This window comes from Methylomagnum ishizawai (assembly GCF_900155475.1).
Taxonomy (GTDB): domain Bacteria; phylum Pseudomonadota; class Gammaproteobacteria; order Methylococcales; family Methylococcaceae; genus Methylomagnum; species Methylomagnum ishizawai_A.
The window spans coordinates 3726787-3739329 of record NZ_FXAM01000001.1 but is presented as its reverse complement, the minus strand read 5'-3'; the positions used below and the strand labels follow the sequence as shown (position 1 = coordinate 3739329).

The following is a 12543-nucleotide window of genomic DNA, read 5'->3' as shown; positions in this document are numbered from 1 at the left end:
GTTCCTTATATCGTGGGGATGGGGTTGTGGAACCGGAGTGTAAGTCCGGTGCCGCTCGCCTACAATGCCGCCATGGCCGGGCGATATCCGCCGCCGCCTGCTACAATCGCGGCCCTTTGCGCGGTCCCGCCGTGTCCGCCGCCCATCCCCCAACCCGGAACCCAACACAGTCCTGGAGACAATCGGATGCCCGACCTACTGATGGACCCCCAATTCTGGATCGGCCTGGGCCAGATCATCCTCGTCAACATCATCCTGTCCGGCGACAACGCGGTGGTGATCGCCCTCGCGGCCCGCTCGCTGCCGGAAGCGCAACGCCGCAAGGCCATCCTCTGGGGTTCGTTCGCCGCCATCTTTATGCGGGTGGTGTTGACCCTGGTGGCGGTGCAAATGCTGAGACTCCCCTATCTCAAACTGATCGGCAGCGGCTTGTTGTTCTGGATCGCGGTGCAATTGCTGCTGCCCGAGAGGGAAGGCGGCCATGGCGGCGACAAACCCCAGGGCTTGATCGGCACCATCCGCACCATCCTGCTGGCCGATTTGGTGATGAGCCTCGACAATGTGATCGCGGTGGCGGCGGCGGCCAAGGGCAGCCTGCCCTTGCTGGTCATCGGCCTCGGCGTCAGCATCCCGCTGGTGGTGTTCGGCAGCACCCTGATCCTCAAGCTGATGGACCGCTTCCCGGTCATCATCACCGTGGGCGCGGCCTTGCTGGGCTATGTGTCGGGCGAGATGCTGGTCACCGATCCGGTGTTGTTGGCTTGGTTCGAGACCCACGAAGCCCTGCATATCCTGATCCCGCTCGCCACCGCCGCCACCGTGGTCGGAGTGGGCAAAACCCTGGCCCGCCGCGCCGCCGCCGCCAAGCCGCCGGCCTTGGTGGACCTCCTGGCCGAAGACCCCGACCCTTCCGCCAAGCCCGATTGATGGAGAATCCCTATGCTTAAATTGCTGATCCCCGTGGACGATTCCCCGAGTTCCCTACGCTTGGCCGAGCATTTGTACGCCCGGCTGGCTTGGTACAAACCGCCGGTCGAGGTGCATCTGCTCACCGTGCGCCCGGCTTTGCACGGCGATGTGGGGATGTTCATCGATAGCGAACAAATCCGCCAATTCCACCAGGAAGAGGGGCTCAAGGTCTTGGCCCCGATCCGCGAGCGCCTGGACGCCGATAGCATCCCCTATCAAATCCATATCGGCGTGGGCGATCCCGCCGAGGTGATCGTCCAATACGCCAGGGAAAAGGACTGCGACGAGATCGTGATGGGGGCCAGTGGCCGCAGCCCGTTCGCCGCTTTCTTCACGGGCTCGGTACCGGCCAGGGTCTTGCACATCGCCGACCTGCCGGTGTCCCTCATCAAATAGGCCGGGGCGGTCGCCATGGACAAACCGGTGGCAGGACAGGGGCCGCAGCCTTTGGACCCCGCGTGGGTCCGCGCTTGGTTCCCGGCCCTGGCCGAGGAGATCGAGGGCCGGGTGCCGGTGTTCTTCGATGGACCGGGCGGGGCGCAGGTGCCGGGCACGATGGTGGAGGCGATGGCCCGCTATCTGGTCACGTCCAACGCCAACACCCACGGCGCCTTCGTCACCAGCCGCGAGACCGACGCCTTGATCGGCGCGGCCCGCGCCGCGCTGGCAGATTTCCTGGGCTGCGCCGCCGACGAGATTGTGCTGGGGGCGAATATGACCACGCTGGCCTTCCATCTGGCCCGCGCCCTGGGCCGCGAACTGGTGGCGGGGGACGAGATCGTCGTCACCCGACTCGACCATCACGCCAATGTCTGCCCGTGGCGGAGCTTGGAAGAGCGGGGCGTGGTGGTGCGCGTGGCCGATATTCATCCCGAGGATTGTCGCCTGGACCTGGACGATCTCGCCCGCCAGCTCAATCCCCGCACCCGGCTGGTGGCGGTGGGCTATGCCTCCAACGCGGTCGGCACGGTCAATCCGGTGGCGGAGGTGGTGCGGCTGGCCCATGCGGCGGGGGCGTGGGCGTTCGTGGACGCGGTGCATTACGCCCCGCACGGTCCCATCGATGTCGGGGCGCTGGATTGCGATTTCCTGGCCTGTTCCGCCTATAAATTCTACGGGCCGCATCTCGGGGTGTTGTATGGCAAGCACGCGCATCTGGCCCGGTTGCGTCCCGACAAACTGGCCCCGGCCCCGGACAGCGTGCCGGAGCGCTGGGAAACCGGCACCCAGAACCATGAAGCCCTGGCCGGGGTGCTGGCGACTTTGCAATATCTGGAAGCGCTGGGCCGCGAGGTCGCCCCTGGGGCCGGGGACCGCCGCGCGGCCCTGGTCGCCGCCATGACCGCCAGCCGCGATTATGAACGCGGGCTGTCCCGCCATTTGCTGGCGGGGCTGGCCGGGATTCCGGGCCTGCGGGTCTATGGCGAGGCCGATCCCGCCCGGACCGCGAACCGCACGCCCACGGTGGCGCTCCGCTTGGCCGGTTGGACACCCGCCCAGTTGGCGCGGGTCTTGGGCGAACAAGGTATTTTCGCCTGGCATGGCCATTTCTACGCCCTGGGCCTGTGCCAGCGGCTGGGGGTGGAATCGGATGGCGGTTGGCTGCGGGTCGGCCTCTTGGCCTATAACACGGTCCAGGAAATCGACCGCTTGCTGGACGCCCTGCGCTGGATCGCCGCCACCCCGCCGCCCGCCATTTGATTCCCGCCCGCCGCTCCGGGCTTCCCGTTCCCCGGTTTTTCCCCACCTTCCGCTCCCGGAACCCCATGCCATACTTGCCGGGGAACACGGCACCGCCCACCCTCTGGCGGACCGCCGGTGTTCCAAAGCAAGGGGGATTCCATCATGAAAATCAGAATGACCGTCGCCAGGAAAATCCTGCTGCTCGTCGGTCTGGGCCTGTTCGGCTTGGCGGGTGTCGCGGTCTTGGCGAATTATCAGATCAAGCAGGTGTTCGCCGCCGCCAATTTCGCCAATGCCAGCAGCGTGCCTTCCCTGGTCGGGGTGAACGAGGCGGTGAAGTACTTCGGGCAGGTCCGGGTACGGATGTTGCGCTATGTATTGAACGAAGACCCGGCCAAGACCGCCAAGCTGGAGCAGGAATTACAGGAGTCCCGTAGCGGCCTGTCCGGGGCGCTCCGGGCCTACGAGACGCGGGTGTCGGACGAAAAGGACCGGCATTTCCTGGACACCGAGCGACAGCATTGGTCCCAATACCAGGCCGGGATCGCCGAGGTGCTGGCCCTGGGCGGCAAAACGGACAAAAGGCCGATCCGCGACGCCATCGACCGCCTGACTCCGATAGGCCGGACCCTGCAAACCCTGCTCGAAGAACACGCCAAATACAACGCCGGTTTGGCCAAGCAAGCCGCCGCCCAGGCCGTGGAGTTCCAGGCCGAGGCCGTGTGGCAAACCTGGATCGGCGTCCTGCTGGTCTCGGGCCTGGTGGGGAGCCTGGGCTTCGTCATCACCCGCGCGGTCATGCGCCAATTGGGCGGGGAGCCGGACACCGCCGCCACCATCGCCCACCGTATCGCCGACGGCGATCTATCCGCCCAAATCGCCTTGCTTAGCGGCGACCGCGACAGCCTGATGGCCGCCATCGAGCGGATGCGGCGGCAATTGCTGGACCGCCTCGACGGCGAACACCGCGCCGCCGAATCCATGGCCCGGATCAAGATTGCCCTGGACAACGTCAGCACCGGCGTCATGATCGCCGACCCCGGGCAGGCGATCATCTACGCCAACCCGGCGGCGCGGCGCATCTTCCAGGAGGCCGAGGCCGCCATCCGCCGCGATTGGCCGGAATTCGACGCCGGCAATATGGTCGGCGGCAGGATCGACCGTCTGCATTCCGAGGCCCGGCGCTGGGCCGGATTGGGCGGCACCGGATTGGCGGAGCTGGATTTCGGCGGGCGACGCTTGGCGGCGGCGTTCAACCCGGTGCTGGGTGGACAGGGCGAACGCTTGGGCATGGTGGCGGAGTTCCGCGACCGCACCGCCGAGGTGGCGGTCGAGCGCGAAATCGGGGAGATCGTCGCCGCCGCCGCCCAGGGCGATTTCGGTCGCCGCTTGGCGCTGGGGGACAAGCGGGGCTTTTTCGCCGATTTGGCGCGGGACATCAATCGTTTCCTGGAGACCAGCGCCGAGGGCTTGGCCGAGGTGACACGGGTGCTGCACGCCGTTGCCACCGGCGACCTGACCCGCCAGGTCGAGGCCGCCTACGCAGGCACGCTGGGCCGCTTGAAGGACGACACCAATGCCACCGTGGCCCGGTTGCGGTCGGTGGTCGGGGGCATCAAACAATCCAGCGAGGCCATCCACACGGCGGCTAGCGAGATCGCGGCCGGTAATGTGGATTTGTCGCGGCGTACCGAGGAGGAAGCCGCCAGCCTGGATGAGGCGGCCTCGTCGATGGGCCAACTCAGCGCCACGGTGCAGCAGAACGCCGAGAACGCCAAGCAGGCCAATGCCCTGGCGGAAACGGCCAACGCCACCGCCACCCGTGGTGGCGAGCTGATGCGGCGGGTGGTCGCGACCATGGAGGATATCCAGGAAGGTTCCAAGCGCATCGCCGATATCATCGGGGTGATCGACGGCATCGCTTTCCAAACCAATATCCTGGCGCTGAACGCGGCGGTCGAGGCGGCGCGGGCGGGCGAGCAGGGCCGGGGTTTCGCGGTGGTGGCGACCGAGGTCCGGGCCTTGGCCCAGCGCAGCGCCCAGGCCGCCCGTGAAATCAAGGCCTTGATCGCCGCGACCACGGCCCAGGTCGAGGCCGGGGGGCAGTTGGTGCATCAGGCCGGGGCCACGGTGGGCGAGGTGGTGGAATCGTTCCACCGGGTGGCGGGGTTGGTCACCCATATCAGCGGGGCCAGCCGCGAGCAATCCAAGGGTATCGAGCAAATGGCCCTGGCGGTGGCCAATATGGACGAGGCGACCCAGCGCAACGCCGCCCTGGTCGAGCAAGCCGCCGCCGCCGCCGCCAGTCTGGAGGACCAGTCGCGGGAATTGATCGTGATGGTGGGGGGGTTCAAGTTGGCCTGATCGCGGCCCGGACGCTGGGTGGCGTTTTGGGCGCGGCTTGCGGAGTTCCGGGCCGGGATGCCCGCCTTCCGGCCCTCCGCTTGGCGGAGCGCGGCTTTTCCCGGCGGCGGCAATCGGCGAAGATAGCTCCGAAATGGGGCAAAATCCCGCCCACCCTCCCTTCCGCCGGAACCCACCCACCATGGAATTGCTCTGGATCAGCGCCGCCTATCTCGCGGGCCTCTTGGCCTGCCGATTGTTCTTGCCACCCTTGGTCGGTTATCTCGCCGCCGGTTACGGGCTTTATCTGCTCGGCATACGCTCCGAGGCGGTGCTGTCCCATCTGGCCGAGAACGGCATCCTGCTGTTGTTGTTCACGGTCGGGCTGAAGCTCAATTTTTCCACCCTGGTCAAACGCGAGGTGCTGGGGGTCGGGGGCTTGCATTTGCTCATCGTGGCCGGGGTGTCGGGGCTGGCCTTCCTGATGCAGGACCAGCACTTGACCGGGGGCCTGGTGCTGGGCGCGAGCCTGGGGTTTTCCAGCACGGTCCTGGCGGTGAAGGTCTTGGAGGACAACCGCGAGCTCGGCACCTTCCATGGCCGGACGGTGCTGGGCATCCTCATCTTGCAGGATATCGTCGCCGTGGCCTTGTTGGCGGTGGCGGGCGGGCAGCGGCCTTCGACCTGGGCGCTGGGCTTGTTGGCCTTGCCCTTGTTGCGGCCTTTGGTCGCGCGCCTGTTCGAGGCGGGTCGGGGCGACGAATTGCAATTGCTGCTGGGGATACTGCTGGCCTTCGCCGGCGGCAAATTGGCGGAGACCGTGGGCGTGGCGGGCGATTTGGGGGCTTTGCTGATGGGGCTGCTACTGGCGGGCCACCGCGACGCGGGCGACCTCGCCAAGAAGCTCTGGAGCTTGAAGGAAGTGTTCCTGGTCGCGTTCTTCCTGCAAATCGGCCTGGCGGGCCTCCCCACCCAGGCGGATGCGCTGCGGGCCTTGCAACTCCTGGCCTTGCTGCCCTTGCAGGGGGTGTTGTTCTTCGCCTTGCTGCTGGTGGTGGGGCTGCGCGCCCGCACGGCTTTCGTGTCTTCGCTGGCCTTGGCGACCTACAGCGAATTCACCTTGATCGTGTCCGCCGTGGTGATCGAAGGCGGCTTGCTGGCGGCGGAATGGGGTCCGGTACTGGGCTGCGCGGTGGCGGGATCGCTGGCCTTGGCGGCGCCCTTGAACCGGGTGTCGCACCGCTTGTTCTCCTGGCTGGAACCCTGGCTGGTGCGCTACGAGCGCAAGGGCAAGCATCCCGACCGCCTGCCGGTCAGCACCGGCGCGGCGGAATGGCTGGTGGTCGGCATGGGCCGCACCGGCACCGCCGCCTATCTGGCGCTGGATCGCCACCGGGCGCGGGTGATGGGTCTGGACGCCGACCCGACGCGGGTGAACAAATACCGCGACCAGGGTTTGCGCGTGCATTACGGCGACGCCGAAGACCCCGAGTTGTGGGAGGCGTTCTCCTGGGGCCGGATCAAGGGCGTGATCCTGACCTTGCCGGAATTCGAGGCCCGGCGGACCACGGTGGAGCGCCTGCGGGCCTTGGGGTTCCAGGGCTCCATCGGCACCACCGCCTTCCATTCCCACGAAGACCCGGAATTGTACCGGGCGGGCGCGGACGTGGTGTTCCACCCGCTGTCCGAGGCGGGCGAGCGCTTGGCGGAGCGGGTGTTGGCGGTCGAACCCGAGGCGCGGGGCAGCGCCGGCCCGGCTTGAACCGGCTTGTCCTATACTGGCGGCTTTTGGGATGGACGCGATGGACTATACCGAATTGCAAAACAAACTGGCGGTCGAGGCCGACCTGATCCCTTGGCGCGAGTTGCAGCGGCATTTCGCCAGGGGCGTCCTGGTCGCCGTGGCCCCCGGCCTGGACTTGGTCGAGGTGGCGGCTCGGGTTGCGGCGGACGATGCCGGGGTGCTGCGGGGTTGGATGGAGGCGGGCCGGGTGGTCCGCGCCACCGACGAACACGCCCGGCGCTGGGAGGCCGCGGGGCAGACGCTGAGGGCGGTGGTGGTCGCGCCCTGGGTGTTGGCGCAGGAGGCTGGCAGGCATTGAATCCCGATGATGGCCCGCCCCCGGAGGATGGCTCCCTTGGCGGGGGCGGGCAGCGGCTCCCCGCGTGGGCGGGGAAGGGTTTACCGTGGCGTTTGCAATAAGCCCTAGTAAGGTCTATCCCCGCCGGCGCGGGGGAAGCGGTCTTGCAGCTTCGTCGTCCACAGCAATATCGGTCGATCCCCGCGTGGGCGGGGAAGTGGGTCGTGTTAGCGTCCGTTTTGGCCGCTACCGGTCGATCCCCGCGGTGGCGGGGGAGGGAAAGGTCAACTTATACCCGCGCCGGGCCGCAAGAGCAACATGCCATAGCCGAAGGCCCGGTGCCGTCCGATGCCGCGTTGCAGCAGGCTTTGGAAGAGTCCGGGGTCGGCGATGCGCAGCCCACCCCGGCACAGCGCCCTGGGCCGGGTGATGGCGGGGGCGGTGCGTATTTTCGCCGCCGCCGTGGCCTGGGTCCGCCGCAGGATGCGGACCAGATGGAAGCCTTCCAGCCGGAAGCTTTCCAAATCCGCCGCCCCGGCCAGTTGCGCGGCCAGCCACTCGCGGTAGACCGCGCCGCGTTCCGGCGGGGGCTGGCCCTGTGGCGGGTTTTCCAAGCGCCGGAGATACACGTCCTTTTCGCTCTGGTCGCGGCGGGTGACGGGACAGGCCAGCAATTCGAAGTCCAGCCGGTCACCGACCCGCCAATTCCCGGCCAGGGCGGCGTGGACGGGGCCAGGGGGGTGCAGCGCCTGCCGGACTTCCGGCGCGGTGGTGGCGTGGTCCAGCAGGGCTTGGCTGTCGTGTTCGCTGTAGGCCAGCAGCCGCAACTGCGGCCCGTGATGGTTGAGCAGGCGGAAGGGCTTGGGCGCGAATGCGCCGAAGCAGGCCGCGAGCCAGGCATGGGCCGCGTAGCCCAGGTCTTCGTCGTGGCCGTGGTTGAGTCCTTGATCCTGCGCGAACCGGATCAAGGCCTCGGTATCGAGGTCCAGGTTCAGCATGTAGAGGCGCGGGTTCATGGGGTGCCGACCTCCAACCAGCCTTCGTAGCGTTGCCGCCGTCCGGCGTGGACCTGGTTGCGCCAATCGCGCCGGTCGTAGACCGGGACGCGGCGGCCCGGCCCGATTTCGCCGAGACTCAGCGGCCAGCAGGCCGCCATCCGGGGCGCGGGGAGATGGCCTGGCCGCCGCGCCACCGCGGCTTCCCGTAGCGCGGCGACCACGTCGGGGGCATCGACCCGTCCCAGCAGCAAAGGGACGCTGGGCAAACAGGTCTTGCGCCCTAGGAACAAAGGGCGCACCGGCTGGCGCAGCCGTTCCGCCAGGGTCGCCGCCGAGGGTTCGGCCCCTTCCTCCCGCAGTTCCACCGCCAGGGTCATCACCCCGTTGGCCCAATAGTGCCGGTAGCGCTGGTGGATGCCTTGCGCCGCCGCCGCGCCGCCGGTGCGGTGTTCGGGTTCGCCGCGGGTGGTCCAGCCCGGCTCGGACATCTTGGCCTGGCCCAGGTCCACCGTGTGGTAGTCCAGCAATTCCTTGGGTTCGATATCCCAGCGGGCGGCGTATTCGATGCGGTTTTGCAGGGCTTCCAGGGCGTGGGCGTCGCCATGGCGCAGCCCCAGCGCGTTGCCGAACAAGCCCGCCAGCATCGACAGCCCCGGAAAGCGGTCGGTGGGGCCGTGCTGGTCCACCATGACCGCGCCGAAGCTCATCAAGGGGGCGTCGAACCGCAGCAGCAGGATATCCATGGGCTAGGCTCCGAAGGCGGCGTCCAGGATGTGCGCGATGGTGGCGTCCAAGGGCTGCCGGGCCGGGCCGGGTCCGGGCCAATCGCGGTTGGTGCTGAGGGCGCGGGCTTCGCTGGTGGGGCCGTACATCGCCTCCAGGCTGTCGAGGTGGCCGTCGAGGCGGTCGATGGCGTTCTGCATCAGGTCGCCCCGGTGGTCGAGGGCTTGCAGATAGGCGTTGGCGAGGCTGCGGGGTTGTTGCGGCCCGGCTTCCAGCAGTACGAATTCGCTGTAGGCATAGGGCGCGGTGGCCCCGAGCTTGGCCCCCGGCGACACCGTGGCGATGGCCCGGATCAAATGCCGCAGCACGGCGCGGGGCGTAGCCGTGTCCTGGTTGCGCCAATCGCGGATATCGCAGCCGCAGAAATTGGAGACCAACAGCGGGATATCCACCACGACATAGCCGTAGAACAGGCCGCTGCCGAGTTCCATATCCCCGGCGTGGGCCGCGCCCGGCTCGTTGATGTGGTTGAGTTCGTCCACGGCGGTGAAATAATCCACCTCGGTATCCAGGGGATGCACGGTGAAGGCGTGGGCCACATGTACCGGAGCGTCGGAACGGGCCAGCACATCGGAAGTCACGAAGCGACCGAACAAGGCCCCCTCGATCCCCGCGAACAGATTGCCGTAACCGGCCTGGCGCAGCATGGCCTTGAGGTTCTTTTTCTCGACCTTGAAATGGGCGTCCAAAGCGCCGAGGGCCGCGTCCCCGTCCCCCGCCGCCGCGCATTTCTCCAGCAGCGCCACCAGATAATCCGCCTCCGGCTTGCCGAACAGCACCGCTTGTTTCAGCGCCAGGGATTCGCCGTCCTCGGTGCCGCCGTCGATCAGCTTCTCCATCAGCCGCCGGGTCAAGCGCCGGGCCAAATCCTCGGGCAGGTCGGCGGCGATCAACCGGGGCAGGATTTCGCGGGCGAAGAACTGCCGCGAGCGGATCGCGCCGGGCAGCCCGGTGTCCTGGGCCAGGGCGGCCCGCCAATGGCGTTTGAGGCATTGGGAGGAAACCCGGAGCCTCGGCGCGTCCCCGAACGGAATCCGCTTGGCGAGGCCGACATCGTCGCGGTTCAACAGGGCCGCGTGATAGGAGGTCAGGGTATGGATCTGTACGAACATGCGTGTCAATTCCTTCTGGGCCGGGCTTCCGGCGGGCGGTAGAAATCCCGGGCGATGGCGAGGCGGACCGCTTCCCGCTCGTCCCGGTCGGTGACGAATAGCAGGCGGGCGAATTCGATCCAATCGAGGGGCAGTTGTTTGGTGCCGAGGAAATAGGCGGTGCGGAGCAGGGTGGTGCCGAGGAATTCGCCCTCGGCGACCAGGAGGCGTTCCAGCCGTGATTCGGACAGCCCGGCCTCGGCCAGCGCCACGCCCACGGAACGGCCCGGACGGTGCGGTTCCGGGCACATCAGGGCCATGCCCGCCACCACGGTGGCCCATTCGTGGTGGTGGGTTTCCCAATCGGGAGGCAGGGCGCGGCAGGCCAGCCGGAAGAAGGCCAGGGGCGGGCGCCGGGCCGGGGTCATGCGCCGGAGCGCGGCCCGGTCGCCCGGCGGCAGTTGGTTAGAGGCTAAGATTCGGCCCAGCGCATCCACCGTGGTGGCGGGCGGAAACGGCTGCGGCGGGGTCGGGGTCATGCGGAAGCTCCTTCAATTCGGGGAATAGTTTGAGCAGATTGCGCTGGAAGATGGTTTCCGAGCGGATCCGCGCCCGGTAGCGGCGGCCTTCGCGGCCGGGATAGCTGGTGATGCCTTCGAGCAGCGCGTTCCAGGCGCAGTCCTTGAGCCTGAGATGCCAATTGCGCAGGACTTCGGCGTCGGAGTCCGATTCGCCCGCTTCCCACAGCCAGGCGAAGAATACCGCGCCCCAGGCGTTGGCGTAACGGCGGGCGCTTTGCTGCCACCAGGCGGTGATTTCGCGCTTCTCGAAATCGATGCGGTCGGAGCCCGCCTGCAACAGGGACAATACCGCCGGTTTCAGGGCGCGGTTCTGGAGTTCGGCGGCGTCGGTCAGGGCGGTCTTGCTGAGGCGGGCCAGCCGTTCGCGCTCCGGGCCTTGCTGGAACACCCGCCGGGCGGCGGGGGCGGGGATGGGGATATGGGCGGTGCGGAAGCCATCGGTGGTGCCCTGGCCCCGGACCAAGACCGAAGCGGTGAATTGCACCGGCTGGTGGTCGCGGCCCTGGTCGGGGCGCTGCATGGGGGCGAGTTCGAAGCCGTCCTCGAACAAGAGGTTGCGCAAGAGCTCCGGCGTGAAACCGGACGCGCCCACGGTCAGGGCCGATTCGCCCTTCTTGGGGTCGTTGCGGTTGATGGGAATCCAAGGATCGCCCAGCACGCCGTGATGGGCCTTGGCGTTGATGCGCGGGGCTTGCTCGGTGGCGGTGCGGGCGACGATGCGGCCTTCCTGCCAGACCAGCCGCACCCCGCGCGAGACTTCGATGAAGAAGGGGTCGAGCTGGTCGAGGTCGAGGCTGGTCTTGCGGTTCCAGGCGTGCAGCCAGGTCAGCACCAAGCCGTCGGCGCGGTAGGGCCAAGGGGCGCGGAGCAGGTCGGGGCGCAGGGCCAGGAGCTTGCGGGTATCGCGTTCCCAGCGGTGGCCCAGGGTTTCGCCGTAGACCACCGAGACGCAGGCCCGGCTGCCGAGGCCGCTGTTCATGCGGGCGATGCCTTGGTGCTTGAGGATGTAGCCGGACATGGTTTGCAGGCTGACCAAGGCGTAGGCCCATTCGTCCGGGTTGGGCGAGAGCGATTTGGTGGCTTTGATATCGTGGTTCTTGGCGGTGAGCAGCACGTCGATAGCGTCCGGCGTCTGGCGCTCGGTTTTGAATTCGCGCTCGAATTCCTCCGGGGAGGCCAGCGGGGGCTGCATGAAACCCGGCTGGGTGGGGTCGGCCACCAGCAGCGACCAGGCGCTATCGTTGCCGCGCCCGGCCAGGGTCCTGAGCGCTGCCCGCCAGAAATCCGCCGTTTGCCGTGGGTCGTCCGCCCCGGTGCCCACCAGCGCCGCCCCGGCCAGATAGCACAGGAACATGTGGAACGCATCTTCCTGGTGCCGCTGTAGGCCGGGCAGGGATTCCACCCGGTCCTGCCCGAGCAGCGCCAGCAGGCCGGGCAGGGTCGTGGCGTCGTTGCCACCCGCGGCCTGGACCCTGAATATGGGGTCGGTTAAAAGGTTCATGCTGGGTTCTCTCCAAAAATGCGGACGGGCCTGGGCGGATCAGATCGGTGTCCCGCCGTCGTTTGGGGGCGGGCCCGGTATGGGGTCGTGCGGGGAGGGGCGGGCCGCTGCGCGATCCGCATCGGTTCCCAGGTGGCACGATCAGTCGGCTTCCCCGCATGGCAAGCGGTCTCCATGGCGGGGCGAGCGGGATATTGTGGCCGGGGCGGATAGCGGCGACGGGTGGGTTTCGGCGTTTGGGCTGGTTTCCCCAGGCTCGTTTTACGCCGGGCTTTTTCTGGCAAAGGCTGCTGCATGGGGGATTGGCTGCTGGTCTTATTTTTCTTTTGTGCATCCACTGCTACTTATGCCGCCCTATAAAGTCAATAATAACTTTTTTTATAAGTTACTCAAAGGCTTATAACGATTTGAGCGATTTCGCCGGGCGGTTATCAAGCCCGGCTTCGGGTGGTCTGAGGCAGGTTTTGTGCCATATGAAACCAAGGGTGTACGCCCCCACGCCATGGAATGGCC

The 12543-nt window shown here is 67.5% G+C and carries 11 protein-coding genes; 6 read left to right on the top strand and 5 right to left on the bottom strand.

Annotated features, from left to right (window positions below; genetic code table 11):
• Positions 1-186: 186 nt before the first annotated feature.
• From B9N93_RS16685 to B9N93_RS16660, 6 genes are all read left to right on the top strand, one after another.
• Positions 187-927, top strand: coding sequence for a TerC family protein (locus B9N93_RS16685; protein WP_254899415.1), 741 nt, complete (start codon positions 187-189; stop codon positions 925-927).
• A 12-nt stretch (positions 928-939) separates the two neighbouring features.
• Complete coding sequence (locus B9N93_RS16680) at positions 940-1365, top strand: universal stress protein (RefSeq protein ID WP_085215379.1); 426 nt, start codon at positions 940-942, stop codon at positions 1363-1365.
• A 15-nt stretch (positions 1366-1380) separates the two neighbouring features.
• Positions 1381-2670, top strand: a complete 1290-nt coding sequence (locus tag B9N93_RS16675; protein WP_085215378.1) for a cysteine desulfurase-like protein — start codon at positions 1381-1383, stop codon at positions 2668-2670.
• 144 nt (positions 2671-2814) lie between these two features.
• Positions 2815-5016 carry a methyl-accepting chemotaxis protein gene (locus B9N93_RS16670; RefSeq protein WP_125469028.1) on the top strand — a complete coding sequence of 734 codons (2202 nt, stop codon included), beginning with the start codon at positions 2815-2817 and terminating at the stop codon, positions 5014-5016.
• Between the two features lie 181 nt (positions 5017-5197).
• A complete protein-coding gene (locus tag B9N93_RS16665) occupies positions 5198-6757 on the top strand; it encodes a cation:proton antiporter family protein (RefSeq protein WP_085215376.1) in 1560 nt (519 codons plus the stop codon).
• A 40-nt stretch (positions 6758-6797) separates the two neighbouring features.
• Entirely contained in the window at positions 6798-7097 is a 300-nt protein-coding gene (locus tag B9N93_RS16660) for a DUF2288 family protein (RefSeq protein ID WP_085216310.1), read from the top strand.
• 263 nt (positions 7098-7360) lie between these two features.
• Here B9N93_RS16660 and B9N93_RS16655 read toward each other — a convergent pair whose 3' ends face one another.
• Genes B9N93_RS16655 through casA form a run of 5 tightly spaced genes read right to left on the bottom strand, consistent with a single transcriptional unit; the run spans position 7361 to position 12030 of the window.
• Positions 7361-8092 carry a type I-E CRISPR-associated protein Cas6/Cse3/CasE gene (locus tag B9N93_RS16655; RefSeq protein ID WP_085215375.1) on the bottom strand — a complete coding sequence of 244 codons (732 nt, stop codon included), beginning with the start codon at positions 8090-8092 and terminating at the stop codon, positions 7361-7363.
• Positions 8089-8817 carry a type I-E CRISPR-associated protein Cas5/CasD gene (cas5e, locus tag B9N93_RS16650; RefSeq protein WP_085215374.1) on the bottom strand — a complete coding sequence of 243 codons (729 nt, stop codon included), beginning with the start codon at positions 8815-8817 and terminating at the stop codon, positions 8089-8091. The genes B9N93_RS16655 and cas5e overlap by 4 nt, the downstream gene beginning before the upstream one ends.
• Before the next feature lie 3 nt (positions 8818-8820).
• Complete coding sequence (gene cas7e, locus B9N93_RS16645; protein ID WP_085215373.1) at positions 8821-9969, bottom strand: type I-E CRISPR-associated protein Cas7/Cse4/CasC; 1149 nt, start codon at positions 9967-9969, stop codon at positions 8821-8823.
• 5 nt (positions 9970-9974) lie between these two features.
• On the bottom strand, positions 9975-10487 hold the full coding sequence (gene casB / locus B9N93_RS16640; RefSeq protein ID WP_085215372.1) for a type I-E CRISPR-associated protein Cse2/CasB: 513 nt from the start codon (positions 10485-10487) through the stop codon (positions 9975-9977).
• A complete protein-coding gene (casA, locus tag B9N93_RS16635; RefSeq protein WP_085215371.1) occupies positions 10414-12030 on the bottom strand; it encodes a type I-E CRISPR-associated protein Cse1/CasA in 1617 nt (538 codons plus the stop codon). The genes casB and casA overlap by 74 nt, the downstream gene beginning before the upstream one ends.
• Positions 12031-12543: the final 513 nt, after the last annotated feature.

Bases quoted from the DNA above. Each gene is read 5' to 3' on its own strand.
- B9N93_RS16685 (WP_254899415.1), top strand. From the start codon at position 187: ATGCCCGACCTACTGATGGACCCCCAATTCTGGATCGGCCTGGGCCAG.
- B9N93_RS16680 (WP_085215379.1), top strand. From the start codon at position 940: ATGCTTAAATTGCTGATCCCCGTGGACGATTCCCCGAGTTCCCTACGC.
- B9N93_RS16675 (WP_085215378.1), top strand. From the start codon at position 1,381: ATGGACAAACCGGTGGCAGGACAGGGGCCGCAGCCTTTGGACCCCGCG.
- B9N93_RS16670 (WP_125469028.1), top strand. From the start codon at position 2,815: ATGAAAATCAGAATGACCGTCGCCAGGAAAATCCTGCTGCTCGTCGGT.
- B9N93_RS16665 (WP_085215376.1), top strand. From the start codon at position 5,198: ATGGAATTGCTCTGGATCAGCGCCGCCTATCTCGCGGGCCTCTTGGCC.
- B9N93_RS16660 (WP_085216310.1), top strand. From the start codon at position 6,798: ATGGACTATACCGAATTGCAAAACAAACTGGCGGTCGAGGCCGACCTG.
- B9N93_RS16655 (WP_085215375.1), bottom strand. From the start codon at position 8,092: ATGAACCCGCGCCTCTACATGCTGAACCTGGACCTCGATACCGAGGCC.
- cas5e (WP_085215374.1), bottom strand. From the start codon at position 8,817: ATGGATATCCTGCTGCTGCGGTTCGACGCCCCCTTGATGAGCTTCGGC.
- cas7e (WP_085215373.1), bottom strand. From the start codon at position 9,969: ATGTTCGTACAGATCCATACCCTGACCTCCTATCACGCGGCCCTGTTG.
- casB (WP_085215372.1), bottom strand. From the start codon at position 10,487: ATGACCCCGACCCCGCCGCAGCCGTTTCCGCCCGCCACCACGGTGGAT.
- casA (WP_085215371.1), bottom strand. From the start codon at position 12,030: ATGAACCTTTTAACCGACCCCATATTCAGGGTCCAGGCCGCGGGTGGC.